Here is a 15,567-nt window from a genome sequence, read left to right on the forward strand (position 1 = left end):
GAGACCTGCCTTACGCCGCCCGCATCTTGGCGAGGAAGCCGTCGACTGCGCTGCGCAGCGCGCCGGACTGGCTGTCGAGCTCGCGGGCGTTGGTGAGCACGTCGCTTGCCGCCGTGCCGGTCGCTTCCGCGGCCGAGGTGACGCTGCCGATATTGGCGTTGATCTCGTTCGATCCGGCCGCGACCGACTGGATGTTGCGGGCGATCTCGCGGGTCGCCTCGCCCTGCTGCTCGATCGATGCGGAGATGCCCGCGGTGATCTCGCTCATCTCGGCGATGGTCTGGGTGATGCCGCCGATGGCGGCGACCGCATCGCTGGTCGAAGTCTGCATCGCCGCGACCTGGGCGGAGATTTCCTCGGTCGCCTTGGCGGTCTGGTTGGCCAGCGCCTTGACTTCGGAAGCGACGACGGCGAAGCCGCGGCCGGAGTCACCGGCACGCGCCGCCTCAATGGTGGCGTTGAGAGCGAGCAGATTGGTCTGCGCCGCAATCGAGTGGATCAGCTTGACCACCTCGCCGATCTTCTCGGCGCCGGTGGAGAGTTCCTGCACCGTGGCATTGGTGCGCTCGGCGTCGTTGACGGCGCGGCTCGCCACTTCGGTCGAGCGGGTGACCTGGCGCGAGATTTCCGCAACCGAGCTCGACAGCTCTTCGGCAGCCGCGGCAACCGTGCCGACATTGCCCGACGCTCTCTGCGAGGCCGCGCCAACGGTCGCCGCACGCGAAGAGGCGTCGCTGGCGGTCGCAGTCATCGATTGCGCAGTGGCTTGCATGCCCGTCGCGGCCGAGGAGACCGAGCGGACGATGCCGTTGACGCTGCGTTCGAAATCGCTGGCGATGCCCTCCATCGCGCTGCGACGTTCCGCCGCGACACGATCCTTGGCATCGGCTTCGGTCTTTTCGAGGTCGCGAATGCGCAGTGCGTTGTCCTTGAAGATCTGGACGGTCGACGCCATCGCGCCGACCTCGTCGCCACGGCCGACACCGGGAATGTCGCCCTCGAGCTTGCCCTCGGCGAGATCCTTCATGCGGGCACCGAGCAGCGCCAAGGGACGGCTGATGCTGCGGCCGAGCAGCCAGGCAACGCTGCCGGCGACGATGACGATGCCGAGCATGGCCAAGCCGAGCAGCCAGTAGACCGGGCCCATCCTGGCGTCGAGATCGTCAAGGTAGACGCCGGTCCCGACGAACATGTTCCAGCCCGGTATTGCGACCGCGTAGGACAGCTTGCGGATCGGATCCTCCTGACCCGGCTTCACATATTCATAGCGCAGGGTCACGTTGCCGTTGGCTGCAACGCCGTCGCGCAGCTCGCGCGCGAGCTTTCTGCCGTTGGTTTCGACGTCGAGCTGATTCTGACCGATCGTCTTGAGACTGGGTGACAGGATGGTCACGCCTTCCATCGTATAGGCGAATACGTATCCGGCGCCTTTGTCATAAGTGAGCGTACTGCCACGACGGCCGAACTCCGCGATGGCCGCATCCTTGGTCAGTTGCCCCGCGTCCACCTGCTTTTGCAGTCCGAGCGCCATGTTGAGTGCCATCTCGACGATGGCGTGGCTCTGTTCAATCCGCGCGTTCAGCATTTCGCGCTTCATCAGGTAGCCGGCAAGAACCCCGGAAATGGACAGGCCGAGCAACGTGACGCCGACAAGGATGCCAAGCTTGGGGGCGATCTTCATATTGGTCAACTTCACGGGATTGGCTCCAAGCTTAACGCACGCGAGCGAAACGGTCGCAGTTGAATCAACTTTTAGTGGCGAGCCCTTAGCAACCTGTTACGGGACGCCCCGTAAAAGCCCGGAGAAAACGAGGGGGCCAGTCGCACAAATCGCCGCAACGACAACCGCCGATTGTACGCACCCGCCCCGATTTCGCGTAAAAGACGCAAAGGCCCGCGCAAAGTCCGGGTCACAACAAGAAACCAAATCGGGAGCAGGACATGTCGAAATACAGGATCGTGACGCCGAAGGGCGCGAGCTTCACGGTCGCGAGCAGCGATTATTCCTACGAGCGTGAGGCCCTCGACCCGATCGACGCCGAGATCGTCGAGGCGCCGGCCGACGAGGCCGGGTTCATCGCGGTCGCGAAGACGGCGGACGCGATCTACGCCAAGGGCATCCCGATCACCAAAACCATCATCGACGCGCTGGAGAGCTGCAAGGTCATCACGCTGGGCTCGGTCGGCGTCGACAGCGTCGACATCAAGGCCGCGACCGCGCGCGGCATTCCCGTCACCAACATCCCCGACACCTTTATCGAGGAGGTCGCCGACCACGCCATGATGCTGCTGCTCTCGGGCTTCCGCCGGCTGGTCGAGCAGGACCGGATGGTGCGCAGCGGCCGCTGGGCGGAGGGCCGACCGGCGTTGTCGAAGATCCCACGGCTGATGGGCCAGACGCTCGGCTTCATCTCGTTCGGCCGCGTCGCGCGTGCAGTTGCGAAACGCGCGGCTCCCTTCGGCCTGCGGATGATGGCCTACGATCCCTTCATCCAGGAAACGCTGATGTCAGACCACGGCGTGATTCCGGCGACGCTGAACGAGGTGTTGTCGCAATCCGATTTCGTCTCGATGCATGCCCCCGCCCGGCCCGAGGTGCATCACATGCTCACCGACAAGCACTTCCGGCAGATGAAGAAGGGCTCGGTCTTCATCAACACGGGCCGCGGCGCCACCGTGGACGAGGAAAGCCTGATCAAGGCGCTTCAGGAGGGCTGGATCGCCCATGCCGCCCTCGACGTGCTGGAGAAGGAGCCGCCCTCGCACAACAATCCGCTGCTCGGCATGGAGAACGTGACCCTGACCGCCCACGTCGCCTCCGCCTCGGCACGGTTCGACGAGGCGCGCAAGCGCCGGGTGGGCTACGAATTGTCACTGGTGCTTCAGGGCATGTGGCCGGTAAGCTGCGTCAATCCGTCGGTGCTGCAAGACACCGCGCTCCGCCGCTGGCAGCCTGTCAGCATGGACCGCGGCCCGAACAGCTAGGCGGGACGGCCGCGAAGGCGCGCCGGCAACCGGAAGGACCCTTCACCGGCGATCAACGCCGGGAAGGGAAACACATAGGGAGGAACCGATGAGGAACGACATCACACGTCGTGATGCCTTGGCGCTGGGCCTGTCCGCTGCGGCAATCGCGGCAACCGGTGCTCCGGCAAATGCCCAATCCGCGATCAAGGCGGCGGATGTCCCCACCCCGAAACTGCCGATCGAGAAAGGCGCATCCCTGCGCATGCTGCGACCGGTGCGTTTCGTCCAGGCCGACGAGGACGTGTTCCGCGCCAATGCGGCGAAATTCACCAAGGAGACCGGCGTCGAGGTCAAGGTCGACTTCGTCGGCTGGGAGGACATCAACCAGCAGACCGCGGTGACCGCGAATTCCGGTGCCGGCCCCGACATCATCATCGGCTTCTCCGACGCTCCCCACATCTATATCGACAAGCTGATCGAGCTGACCGACGTCGCCGACTATGTCGGCAAGCGTTACGGCGGCTGGCTGCCGCTGGCGCAGCGCTACGGCAAGAAGAACAAGAGCGACGCCTGGATCGGACTGCCGTTCGGCGCCACGGCGGGTCCGCTGATCTACCGCAAGTCGATCCTGCAATCGGTCGGCTTCGACAAGGTCCCGGACGACCATGCCGGAATCCTCGACCTCTGCCAGAAGCTCCAGAAGGCCGGCAAGCCGGCAGGTTTCGCGCTCGGCAATGCCAGAGGTGACGGCACCGGTTTCGCGAACTGGTCTTTGTGGTCGCACAACGCGGCGCTGCTCGACGAAGACGGCAACGTCACAATCAACAGCAAGGAGACCATCGCAGCGCTGAACTGGGTCAAGCAGCTCTACCCGACCTTCATCGCGGGCACGACGTCCTGGAATGACGTGTCGAACAATCGCGCCTATTCCGCGCAGGAGATCGGGCTGACCGCCAACGGCGTCTCGCTGTACTTCTCACTAAAGAACGATCCGGCGACCAAGGCGATCGCGGACGATAGTGAGCATCAGCTACTGCCCAAGGGCCTCGCCAAGGTCTCTCCGATGGATGGACTCACGCTCAACGCCATGGTGTTCAAACACAGCCAGTATCCAAACGCCGCAAAGGCCTTCCTGCAATACATGCTGGAAAAGGACCAGTACGAGCCGTGGCTCAACGCCAATTCCGGCTACTGGTCGCAGCCGCTCGCCGCCTATGCGGATGCCGCGGTGTGGGCGCAGGACCCCAAGGTATCGATCTTCAAGAACACCATGAATAGCACTTACTACAGCGGTTATAAGGGACCGATCTCGACCGCGAGCGGAGCGGTCACCGCCGACTACGTGCTGATCCAGATGTTCGCGTCCGTCGCGACCGGCGCTGCCACGCCGGAAGCCGCGGCCGCGGAAGCCGAGCAGCGCTGCAAGCGGTACTTCCGGCGGCAAAAGTAACGCCCGACGATAAAGCGACCGTCGTTGCGAGGAGCGAAGCGACGAAGCAATCCAGACTGTAACTGCGGAGACAGACTGGATTGCTTCGCTTCGCTCGCAATGACGGATGTGGTGACAGCCTAAAACAGGACGCCTGACCGATGTCCGTGACCACACTTCCCACTCTCGCCCTCGCACGACGGCAGCCCTCCTGGCTGGTGCGCCTGTTCGACTACAAGCCGTTCCTGATCGTGATGTGCCTCGCACCCGCGATCGGGCTGCTCACGGTGTTCCTGACCTATCCCCTCGGCCTCGGTATCTGGCTCGCCTTCACCGACACCACGATCGGCAGAAAAGGCGTCTTCGTCGGCTTCGAGAATTTCCAGTATCTGCTCACCGATTCCCTGTGGTGGAACGCGGTGTTCTACAGCGTGGTCTACACGGGCATCGCGACCTTCGGAAAGTTCGCGCTGGGCTTCTGGCTCGCGCTGCTGCTCAACAACCATTTTCCGTTCAAGAGCCTGTTGCGTGCCATCATCCTGATGCCCTGGATCGTGCCGACGGTGCTCTCGGCGCTGGCGTTCTGGTGGATTTACGATCCGCAGTTCTCGATCATCTCCTACCTTCTGGTCGACGTGCTGCACTGGCGCACCACCAATATCGACTTCCTCGGCTCGCCCTGGCCGGCGCGTTTCTCGCTGATCGCCGCCAACATCTGGCGCGGCATTCCCTTCGTCGCGATCTCCCTGCTGGCGGGCCTGCAGACCATTTCGCCCTCGCTGTACGAGGCCGCGATGCTCGATGGCGCCAGCGCCTGGCAGCGGTTCCGCTATATCACCTTCCCGATGATGATGCCGATCCTCGCCATCGTCATGACCTTCTCGATCATCTTCACCTTCACCGACTTCCAGCTGGTCTACGCCATCACCCGTGGCGGCCCCGGCAACTCGACTCATTTGTTGGCCACGCTGGCCTTCCAGCGCGGCATTGCCGGCGGCGAGCTCGGCGAGGGCGCGGCGATCGCGGTGTCGATGATCCCGTTCCTGGTGTTCGCGACGCTGTTCTCTTATTTCGGCCTGGCGCGCCGCAAATGGCAGCAGGGAGAGAGCAATGACTGATACAGTGGCGCAAACGGCCGTCGCCGACGCGAAGGCTGTGCCGGACACCATGGCCTGGGATTCCGGGCTGCGGCGGCTGATGATGATCTATCTGCCGCTCGGCTGCTTCGTGCTGATCCTGCTGTTTCCGTTCTACTGGATGGCGATCACGTCGTTCAAGCCGAACGCCGAGCTGATGAACTACAAAGAACACAATCCGTTCTGGATCTCCTCACCGACGCTGGCCCACATCAAGCACCTGTTGTTCGACACCGCCTATCCGCGCTGGCTGTGGACGACGATGCTGGTCGCGATCGGCGCGACCACGCTGTCGCTGATCGCGAGCACGCTGGCCGCCTATGCGATCGAACGCCTGCGCTTCCGCGGCAGCCCCTATGTCGGCCTCGGCATTTATCTCGCCTATCTCGTGCCGCCGTCGATCCTGTTCATTCCGCTCGCAACCGTGGTCGTGCAGTTCGGCCTGTTCGACAGCCCGCTTGCCCTGATTCTGGTCTATCCGACTTTCCTGGTGCCGTTCTGCACCTGGCTCCTGATCGGCTATTTCAAGTCGATCCCCTACGAGCTCGAGGAATGCGCGCTGGTGGACGGCGCCACACGGCTCCAGATCCTGCGCCGGATCACGCTGCCACTGGCGGTGCCCGGCCTGATCTCGGCCGGCATCTTCTCCTTCACGCTGTCCTGGAACGAGTTCATCTACGCGCTCGCCTTCATCCAGAGCGGCGCCAACAAGACGGTGCCGGTCGCGATCCTGACCGAGCTCGTCACCGGCGACGTCTACCAGTGGGGGGCGCTGATGGCGGGATCGCTGCTCGGATCGCTGCCGGTTGCGATCTTCTACTCGCTGTTCGTCGATTACTACGTCTCGTCGCTGACGGGCGCGGTAAAGGAGTAATTCGTGGCTGCGCGCAAGCGCAGCCGATCGTGCTATCGTGATAGACCGCATGCTGCATTGGCTCCACGCTCCATCGTGACAGCGGGGTCGATCATTGGCGCCGTCGATTGTCGCTCGAGAAAGCGAAAATTGCATGCGTTCGCCAAAGCTCCCATCGTTGTCCCGACGCGGTTTCTGCCTGTGTTGCGTCGGCGCCGCGACCGCCGCCGCTTCGGGATGGCTTAGCCCCAGGCAAGCCTACGCAGAGGCGCGAGGCATCGTCAGCCTGATCAAGGACAGCGCTGCAATATCGCCGATCGTCACGCACAAGCTCCGAAACAACATCACTGTGCTGGAAGGCTCCGGGGGCAACATTGCCGTGCTGACCGGGCCCGACGGCAAGGTCCTGATCGATGCGGGGATCCGCGTCTCACGCCCACAACTCACCAAAGCGCTGGCCGATCTGGGCGCCGATCCCGTCACCCATCTCGTCAACACCCACTGGCATTTCGATCACGCCGATGGCAACGAATGGCTGCATGCAGCCGGCGCCAAAATCATTGCGCAGGAAAACACCCGCAAACACCTTGCCGAAGTGCAGCGGGTCGAGGACTGGGACTACAATTTCCTTCCGCTCGGCGCGGGCGGAATCCCCAGCGAAGTCTTTGCCGACAACCGCGAACTTAAGCTCAACGGTACCTCGATCGGCCTGAAGTATTACGGACCCGCGCACACCGACAGCGATATCTCCGTCATCTTCGCAGAAGCCAACATCGTTCATGTCGCCGACATGTTCTGGAACGGCATCTATCCGTTCATCGACTATTCGACCGGCGGCAGCATCGACGGGATGATCGCTGCATGCGACGCCAATCTCGCGGCGATGGACAAGGACACGATCGTCATCGCCGGGCATGGCAAGCCGGTCGGCAACAAAGCCGAATTCCAGGCCTTTCGCGACATGCTCGTCGGGATCCGCGACAACGTTGCCCGGCTCAAGAAGCAGGGACGAACGCGGGATGAAACCGTTGCGGCCAAGCCGACCGCGGCCTTCGACGCGATATGGGGGCAATTCGTGATCGATCCCGGCTTCTTCACCCGGCTGGTCTACCAAGGCGTTTGAAAAACCCCTCGCGCCGTCGGCGAACTCATCGTTTTGAAAAGGACATTGACATGAAAACCGTAGAGGCCACACCCAAGCCATCGCTCCTCGATCGTCGCCGTCTCGTTCTTGGGTTATCCGGAGCGGCTGTCGCAGTTGCTTCGACGGCAGCATCCGCGAAGCCGGAGCGCGACGAACACACCGCCGGTGCCTATCCGGTCACCTATCATCGAACCAGGACCGTCGACGGGATCAAGATCTTCTATCGCGAGGCGGGTCCGAAGGACGCTCCCGTTGTGCTGTTACTGCACGGCTTCCCGACCTCCTCGCACATGTTCCGCAACCTGATCCCGGCACTGGCCGACAGGTACCACGTGATCGCTCCCGACTATCCTGGATATGGCCAGAGCGAGATGCCACCGCGCGCGACGTTCAAGTACACGTTCGACCGTTTCGGCGAGCTTGTCGGCGGCCTCCTCGACCAGCTCGGCGTCACCCGCTATGCGATGTACGTCATGGACTACGGCGCTCCCGTGGGCTGGCGCCTGGCGCTCAAGAATCCAGAGCGCATCAGCGGCCTGATCGTACAGAACGGCAACGCCTATGATGAAGGCCTGAAGGAGTTCTGGAATCCGATCAAGCAATACTGGGCCGACGGATCCGATACCAGCCGGCAGGCGCTGATGAAGCTGGTCACGCTGGAAACGACGAAATTCCAGTACACCGACGGCATGTCCGACATCAGCCGCATTTCACCCGACAACTGGGTGCAGGATCAGGCGCTGCTCGACCGTCCCGGCAACAGCGAAATCCAGATGGACCTGTTCTACGATTATCGGACCAATTTGCCGCTGTATCCCGCGGTGCAGGCCTACTTCCGCAAGCACAAGCCGCCGACACTGATCGTCTGGGGCAAGAACGATTTTATCTTCCCCGCCGATGGCGCCCATCCCTACAAACGCGACCTGCCCCAGGTGGAATTCCACCTCATCAACACCGGCCATTTCGCGCTGGAGGACAAGTTCGACGAAATGGTCCCGTTGATCCGCAACTTCCTCTCCCGCAAGATCGCCTGATCATCCCGGAAGGAAACGGACATGTATGCCGCTCTCGACTGCATGGCCGTTATGGCGGCCTCAACTCTGTTCGCAACAGCCGCCATCGCCCAAACCGCCAGAGACGCGCGCGGCCCATCGCCGCTGGTCGCAATCGAAAACGAGGCGCCTGCGCGGTTGATCGTCGATCCGCCGCTCGCCGAACAGTTGGCGCAGGGTCTCGTCTTCATCCAGTACAGCACGGAGAATCTCCGCGTCGTGCCGGTGTTCGGCAAGGGCGCGCTCGACGTATCGCCGCGCATCGGCCACGTCCATATCACGGTCGACGATGCGCCATGGCATTTTGTCGATGCCAGTGGCGAGACCGTGATCGTGGTCGGACTGAAGCCGGGCCCCCACAAGGTTCTGTTGGAGTTGGCCGATCCCACGCACCACGTGATCGACAGCAAGACCGTCAGCTTCGAGATTCCAACACCCTTAAAAAAATAGCCGTCGGCTGCGACGTTTGGCCCGGCTTCACAAAACTGCAATGCGCGGTCCGCATAAGACGTCCTCCGTTAACAGGAGACGCAGATGCGCGCGACTTTTCTTGGTACCGTCGCAACGATCATTCTCACCGCGAGCTCCGCGCTCGCGCAGAGCGAAGGCGAATTCCCAGCCAAGCTCGCCGGCCATGTGGTGATGCCGGCTGCCACGTTCATCGACGCGCCGGCTGACGCGCCCGCCGATCTCAAGACATCCGGCAAATACACCACCGGCAGGCGGGTCGACGCGCTCGGCACGGTGATGGGCAAGTCCTATGAGCGCGCGACCGGCGTGTCGCTGCCGTTCAAGGGCCAGCCGTTGCAGGGCCATTCCGGCATCAAGTCGATGGGCGACGGCACCTTCTGGGTCATCACCGACAACGGCATGGGCGCGCGCACCAATTCGCCGGACTCGATGCTGTACCTCAACCGCTACAAGATGGATTGGGCCGGCGGCAAGATCGAGCGGCTGGAGACCGTGTTCCTGCACGATCCCGACAGGCGCGTGCCATTCCGCATCGTGCATGAAGATACCGAGAAACGCTATCTCACCGGCTCCGACTTCGACACCGAAGGTTTTCAGATCATCGGCGACACCTTCTGGATCGGCGACGAGTTCGGCCCTTATATCCTGAAGGCCGACAAGACCGGCAAGATTCTCGGCCTGTTCGAGACGGTCGCCGACGGCAAGCCGGTGCGCTCGCCGGATCATTGGGCGGTGTCGACCCCAGGCGCCCCGGGCGCGACCTACACCAACGTCAACCTGCGACGCTCCAAGGGTTATGAGGGCTTCGCCTCCTCGAAAGACGGCAAATTCCTCTACGGCCTGCTCGAGGGCCCGCTGTGGGATGCCGACAAAAAAGACTGGGAGAAGGTCGACGGCAAGGAAGCCTCGCGCATCCTCGAATTCGACGTCGCCGCGGAAAAGTTCACGGGCCGCTACTGGCAATATGTGTTCGAGCAGAACGGCAACGCCATCGGCGACTTCAACATGATCGACCCGAGCGCCGGCCTGATCATCGAGCGCGACAACGGCGAAGGCACGCCCGACAAGGCCTGCCCGCAAGGCACCCGCGGCGAGAACTGCTTCCCTGACGTGGCCAAGTTCAAGCGCGTCTACAAGATCGAGCTCACCGACGCCAATGTCGGCAAGCCCGTGCGCAAGATCGGCTATATCGATCTGATGAAGATCAGGGATCCCGACAAGAAGGCGAAGAAGCCGCTCAATGACGGCGTCTACACCTTCCCGTTCTTCACCATCGAGAACGTCGATCGTGTCGACGAGACCCACATCATCGTCGGCAACGACAACAATCTGCCGTTCTCGTCCAGCCGCGATCCCAACAAGGCCGACGACAACGAGTTCATGCTGCTCGATGTCGCGGATTTTCTGAAGGCGAAGTGAGCCCTGCTCTCTCCTCTCCCTCTCCCCGTTCTTACGGGGAGAGGGTTGGGGTGAGGGGCTCGATCCATGAAGACGGTGAGCGTGCGACTCGCGGAGAGTCCCCCTCACCCGGCGCTTCGCGCCGACCTCTCCCGCACGCGGGGAGAGGCGAAGACTCCCTAGCCCGCCGGCACGATCACCATGCTCTTGTCCTTCGGCCAGCGAATGCGCCAGGCGAAATTGATGTCCTTGACCTCGCCTGGCTTGGCGTCGAACGACCATTCCAGCACGCCGCGCTTGTCGCGGATGTTGCTCGCGGTCGGCGGCGTGGTCGCAGGCAACATCTCGACGAGGATGTCCTCGCTCTCGCTGACAGGCAACTGATCCTCGATCGCGACCTTGATCGGGAAGTCGTGACCGTTGCGGATTGTGGTCTTGAACGATCGCTCGTCGGTCTTCGACGTCGTCACCAGGAGACCGGCCGACCCTTCGTTGCGCTTGAGCACGGCGCGCTCGATCCGGACCTTGTCGTCGGCGCCGAAGCCGAGCCGCACGATATCGTCCTTGGCCGAAGCCGAGAGCTTGCCGCGGCCGACGAAGGTTCCATCGCGATAGATTGCGACCTTGCCCGGCAGCAGACTCGTGTCGTCGGTCTGCTTGAAGCTGGCTTCGAGGAAGGCGGTGGGGTCCATCACCGGTGACGCGCGCACCATGAGATCGGCGGGCACGGTCATCGAGGCGATGCGCAGGCTCTTGGCGCCCTCGGCGGCCCCGAGGCTGACACGGCCGGGAATCTTGTAGGTGGCCTGGAAATCGCCGATCTCGGCAACCGCCTGCTGTTCTTCGGCGCGTTCGCGGATATCGTCGGCCGCCTTGGCCGCGGACGTTTCCATCTTTCGCTGCTGCATTGGCGCCGCCGCAGGCATTGCCGAATCCGAGAGCGAACCCAGCGCCCGCGGCCTCGGCACTTGCGGATACTGCGCGACCAGCGAATTCAGCTCCGGCGCGCTGCCGCCGCGGCCGATGCGGACCGTGGACACGCCGAGCGTGACGTTGGACCAGTCCTCGCCGGTCGATTGCGTGACTTCGGCACGGCGGACAAGCTCGAGCTGCGGCTTGCGGTCCTTCGCACCGGTGTCGAGGCGGGCGTCGTAGAGCGGTAGCCAGCGCGCATTGCGCACATTGTAGGTGACCTTCAACGTCGCCTTGGTTGCTGCCGGCGCGGCGATGTCCATGCGGACTTCGAGCTTGCTCGGCGGCTTGGCCTTGCGCTCGACTTCGAGCTGGACGATCTGCCGATCGATCTCGCGCATCTTGCGCGTGGCGTCGCGAACGGCGGTATCGGCGCTCGCAATTTCCTCGCCGACGGTGGCAAAGGCCGTGCGCCATTCGGAAATCGGCCGCGCTTCGCCCTTGTCGCCGATGCCCGCGGGGGACGCTTCCGCAAAATGCTCCGCGAATTTGCGCCGCGCATTGGCCGAGTCGATCGCGCCTTGCAGGTCGGCGCGCTGGTCGTTCAGCGCCTCGATGCGCTTGTCCAGCTCCGGCAAATTGACCGGCGCCGCACGCGGCGTTCGCGCATCGATCGTGCCGATGGTGAGCTTCGCTCCCCCCTCACCCTCCACCCGGATCGAGGAGGTGTCGAGACCAAGCGGGAAGTCCTTGGCAACGAGCGTCGAGTCACCAGACGGCAGGTCCACCGCGATCACGCGGGTGACGGTGGCGCCATCGGGGTAAACGGTGACGGTATCGATGGCCGATGTGGCGTCCAATTCGGCGGCCCATGACGACGACGCGAATGCCGTGGTCACCAGAACCAGGCTCGTCGTTGCCAAACATTTTGCGGTGATGCGCATCAAGTCCCTCCTCCAAGTCATCGCCGCCGCCAGCCGGACGCGCGATCCAATGCCTCGCCAACACAGTTGGACGCGGCAGGGAAGGAACTGGTTCGATTAGGGTTTCCGTGGGGCGCCGCCGCGGCCGCAGCAAGGCCCGGAACGTGTCGGCGGCCCGCGACGGAGCCCTTAGTCCCGAGCGGGCGAACCCTGCCCGAAGATGCGGCGAAGCAGGTCTGTCACGTTCTTGGCGCCAGCCTTCTTCAGGATGCCGGCGCGATAGCCCTCGACCGTCCGTGCGCTCAGATGCATGCGCCGGGCGATCTCCTTGTTGGTCAGGCCGGCGGCGAGATGCTCGAGCACGTCGCCTTCGCGCGCGGTCAGGGGTTCGCAGCCGGGCAGCCAGCGCTGCCGGCTGGAGCCGGGCTGTGCAAACTCGTCGATGGCGGCATCGATCCGGTCGACGATGTCGCGGGTGCGGAACGGCTTCTCGATGAAGTCGGCCGCGCCGCTCCTGATCGCATCGACCGCCATGGCGATGCTGCCGTTTGTCGCGGTCACCAGCACCGGCGCCATGCAGTTTTCCTCGCGCAGGCGCTTGAGCACGTCGAGCCCGGAGCGATCGGGCGGCATCTCCAGCAGCACGCAGGCCGGCATCCGCGCCTTGGCCTCCGAGAGCAGAGACGCGCCATCGGCAAAGCAGATCACGTTGTATGCGCTCTGTTGGAGCGCGGTGGACAATTGTTCGCGGGAGGCGGCATCGGTGTCGATGACGAATACCTCACCCTTGGAAAGCATGTTCCCCGGCATAATTCCGATCCAGCAATGTCTTTGGTCAAATGGTCCGAGACGGCAGCGGGGCCTCGTCGCGCCGCGCCGTCATATGCACGGCATTCACGCCCGTGCTTCGGTTTCACTTATGTATGTTCCACCCGGTTCCCGGATTTGACGGATCGGGACATAAACTTTACATTTCGGGACATCTGCGGGAATGGCTGGCAGGACCGGTTCGCATGACCGACCTCATTCGCAGCGCGGGCTTGAGCTATTACCCGGAGATCGCCCGGTCGGTCGGGCTCGACCCCAGACAGATGATGCGCAAGGTGAGGCTGCCGCTGGCCTGCCTCGACAAGCCCGATACGCCCATTGCCGTCACTGGCCTGCGACGTCTGCTCGAATTGTCGGCGGAGGCGTCCGGAGCCGAGGATTTCGGCTTGCGGCTTGCCGAGCGCGGCGGGCTGACCAATTTCGGCGCGGTCGGCCTGATCGTGCGCGAACAGGCGACCGTTGGTGAAGCGATTGAAGCCTTCTCGCGCTTCATCCCGATCCATCACGACGGCATGAAGCTGGACGTCACCCGCAACAAGCAGACAGTGACTGTCACGCTGCACCTGCGCGGCCGGCAGCCGACCGCCCCGCGCCAGTCGATCGACATGGCGCTCGGCAGCGTCCACCGCATCATCCAGTCGCTGTTCGGCAGCGATTGGCGGCCGCAGGAAGTGCACCTGCATTATCCTCCGCCGCACGACCGCAAGCGCTACCGCGAGTTCTACGGCTGCCGTGTGACCTTCAACGCGGAGGACGATTCGATCCTGTTGTCGGCACACGACATGGAGCGCCGGATCCCGAGCGCGCATCCGCTGATCGCGAGCTATCTGCGCAAGCGGATCGAGGCGATCGAGACGCGGCCGGCAAGCTGGGAGGAGAAGGTCGACGAGGTCGTGCGTCTCCTGCTCGCCGGCGGCGACTGCACGGTCGAGCGCGTCGCCGAGCATCTCGCCTGCACCCGCCGCACCATCCACCGCCACCTCGCCGAAGCCGGCACCAGCTTCTCGGCGATTCTCGACGCCCAGCGCGCCGATCTCGTGGTCCAGCTGATCGATGATCCCGGCCGGCCGCTGGCCGACATCGCCGTGCAGCTCGGCTTCTCCGCGCAGAGCGCCATGGCCCGCTGGTTCCGCAGCCATTTCGGCTGCACCATCACCGGATGGCGCAAAGGCATCCGGCCATTGGAATCACCGACCGTGGCGACCGCGGCTTGAATTCAGCGTGCCGGGACGGGCACGCCCATGATGGCGAGGGCGCGGCGACGGCTGCCGGCGAGCAGCGGCCCGAACGCGAGGGCAAAGCCGAGGAAGGCAACGATCCAGCCGCAGGCCGCAATATGCAGCAACGCGTCGCTTTGCGCAGGCCAAACCACCGCCGCGACCCGCGCCAGCGCCGCCACGATGATCGCACCGTAAATGGCTTGTGTCGCCGGCGAAGCCGTCAGCACCTGTCCGGTATGGCCGAGACTCGCACGGGTCATCACCGCGAGCGTCATGGTTCCGGCCGCACCCGCCATCCAGGCGTGGATGCCCGCGCTCGGCGGCAATGCGCCGAAGACGGCAAAAGCATGCAGGAGGAAGCCGAACGGCACGAAGACATAGCCGACATGGAGAATCAAGAGCAGCCGCTCGCGGAAGGTGCGGTCACCGGCCCAGCGCGCAAGCCGCACCAGGTGTAGGCCGCCGACGAGCGCCATCACCGCGCCGGTGAGGGTGCTCAACGGTGCGACGATCCATGAGACGAGCGCTAGCGCGCTGCACCCGATCACCACACCGTCAAAACGCCCGAACGGCACCGGAAGGCGGCCAGGGTTGAACTTGACCAGCCAGTTGCGGGTGAAGCTCGGGATGATGCGGCCGCCGATCAGCGAGATCATCACAACGACCACGCCGATGCCGACGCGGATGCTGACATCGGCCCCACCCGCATAATGCGCTTCGAGATGGAAGGCGACATTGCCGGCGAGCAGCACCAGCACCAGCACCACGACGGGCAGGTTGCGCCAGTTGCCGCCGGCGATGATCTCGCGCGTTGCAGCAGCGACGACCAGCGTCAGGAAGGCGGCATCGACGGCAAGCGCGAACGCCCAGCCGATGTCGGCAGACAGCGTCACCGCGACCCGGCCGGCGATCCAGACCGCAAGCAGCGCGCCCAGAGACGTCCCCTGGATCGGCAGCCGCCCGGTCCAGTTCGGGATCGCCGTGAACAGGAATCCCGTGATCACCGCCGGCAGGAAGCCGTAGAGCATCTCGTGGACGTGCCAGTCGCGCGGCGCGAAAGCGGACGTCACCGACAATTCGCCGTAGAACATCGGCAGCCAGGCCAGGATCGAAAGCCCTGCCTGGATGGCGGCGAGCAGGAAAAAGGGCCGAAAGCTGTTCGCAAACAGCGGCCAGCCCTCAAAGTTGCGGGATCGGGCGCCAGCCATGGGTCAACTCCAGTCGATTCAAATCG

13 protein-coding genes are annotated in these 15,567 nt (G+C 63.8%); 9 read left to right on the forward strand and 4 right to left on the reverse strand.

Annotated elements, in window-relative coordinates; genetic code table 11:
* Positions 1 to 10: 10 nt before the first annotated feature.
* Positions 11 to 1,696, reverse strand: coding sequence for a methyl-accepting chemotaxis protein (locus tag AC0L3C_RS21185; protein ID WP_473408887.1), 1,686 nt, complete (start codon positions 1,694 to 1,696; stop codon positions 11 to 13).
* Between the two features lie 245 nt (positions 1,697 to 1,941).
* On the opposite strand from AC0L3C_RS21185, the gene AC0L3C_RS21190 reads away from it, so the two are divergent.
* The 8 genes from AC0L3C_RS21190 to AC0L3C_RS21225 all read left to right on the forward strand — a co-directional run bounded on the left by AC0L3C_RS21190 (position 1,942) and on the right by AC0L3C_RS21225 (position 10,471).
* Positions 1,942 to 2,985, forward strand: a complete 1,044-nt coding sequence (locus AC0L3C_RS21190; protein ID WP_473408888.1) for a C-terminal binding protein — start codon at positions 1,942 to 1,944, stop codon at positions 2,983 to 2,985.
* 88 nt (positions 2,986 to 3,073) lie between these two features.
* Complete coding sequence (locus tag AC0L3C_RS21195; protein WP_473408889.1) at positions 3,074 to 4,417, forward strand: ABC transporter substrate-binding protein; 1,344 nt, start codon at positions 3,074 to 3,076, stop codon at positions 4,415 to 4,417.
* A 140-nt stretch (positions 4,418 to 4,557) separates the two neighbouring features.
* Complete coding sequence (locus tag AC0L3C_RS21200) at positions 4,558 to 5,514, forward strand: carbohydrate ABC transporter permease (protein ID WP_027570394.1); 957 nt, start codon at positions 4,558 to 4,560, stop codon at positions 5,512 to 5,514.
* Entirely contained in the window at positions 5,507 to 6,406 is a 900-nt protein-coding gene (locus AC0L3C_RS21205) for a carbohydrate ABC transporter permease (RefSeq protein WP_473408890.1), read from the forward strand. The genes AC0L3C_RS21200 and AC0L3C_RS21205 overlap by 8 nt, the downstream gene beginning before the upstream one ends.
* Before the next feature lie 133 nt (positions 6,407 to 6,539).
* The gene (locus AC0L3C_RS21210; RefSeq protein WP_473408891.1) at positions 6,540 to 7,508 is read left to right on the forward strand and encodes an MBL fold metallo-hydrolase; all 969 of its coding nucleotides are present in this window, start codon (positions 6,540 to 6,542) and stop codon (positions 7,506 to 7,508) included.
* A 50-nt stretch (positions 7,509 to 7,558) separates the two neighbouring features.
* Positions 7,559 to 8,563 carry an alpha/beta fold hydrolase gene (locus AC0L3C_RS21215; protein ID WP_473408892.1) on the forward strand — a complete coding sequence of 335 codons (1,005 nt, stop codon included), beginning with the start codon at positions 7,559 to 7,561 and terminating at the stop codon, positions 8,561 to 8,563.
* A gap of 21 nt (positions 8,564 to 8,584) precedes the next feature.
* Complete coding sequence (locus AC0L3C_RS21220; protein WP_473264849.1) at positions 8,585 to 9,031, forward strand: DUF6130 family protein; 447 nt, start codon at positions 8,585 to 8,587, stop codon at positions 9,029 to 9,031.
* Positions 9,032 to 9,115: 84 nt separating this feature from the next.
* Positions 9,116 to 10,471, forward strand: coding sequence for an esterase-like activity of phytase family protein (locus tag AC0L3C_RS21225; RefSeq protein ID WP_473284444.1), 1,356 nt, complete (start codon positions 9,116 to 9,118; stop codon positions 10,469 to 10,471).
* 158 nt (positions 10,472 to 10,629) lie between these two features.
* On the opposite strand, the gene AC0L3C_RS21230 is transcribed toward AC0L3C_RS21225, so the two are convergent.
* Positions 10,630 to 12,306, reverse strand: coding sequence for a mucoidy inhibitor MuiA family protein (locus AC0L3C_RS21230; protein ID WP_473408893.1), 1,677 nt, complete (start codon positions 12,304 to 12,306; stop codon positions 10,630 to 10,632).
* A gap of 168 nt (positions 12,307 to 12,474) precedes the next feature.
* Positions 12,475 to 13,095, reverse strand: coding sequence for a response regulator transcription factor (locus AC0L3C_RS21235; RefSeq protein WP_473408894.1), 621 nt, complete (start codon positions 13,093 to 13,095; stop codon positions 12,475 to 12,477).
* A 203-nt stretch (positions 13,096 to 13,298) separates the two neighbouring features.
* Between AC0L3C_RS21235 and AC0L3C_RS21240 the strand changes: the two genes are divergently transcribed.
* Complete coding sequence (locus AC0L3C_RS21240; RefSeq protein WP_473284450.1) at positions 13,299 to 14,327, forward strand: AraC family transcriptional regulator; 1,029 nt, start codon at positions 13,299 to 13,301, stop codon at positions 14,325 to 14,327.
* A gap of 2 nt (positions 14,328 to 14,329) precedes the next feature.
* Here the strand turns inward: AC0L3C_RS21240 and AC0L3C_RS21245 are convergent, their stop codons facing one another.
* Complete coding sequence (locus AC0L3C_RS21245) at positions 14,330 to 15,541, reverse strand: NnrS family protein (protein ID WP_473284452.1); 1,212 nt, start codon at positions 15,539 to 15,541, stop codon at positions 14,330 to 14,332.
* Positions 15,542 to 15,567 lie beyond the last annotated feature (26 nt).

It is taken from the genome of Bradyrhizobium sp. WSM4872 (genome assembly GCF_055811715.1).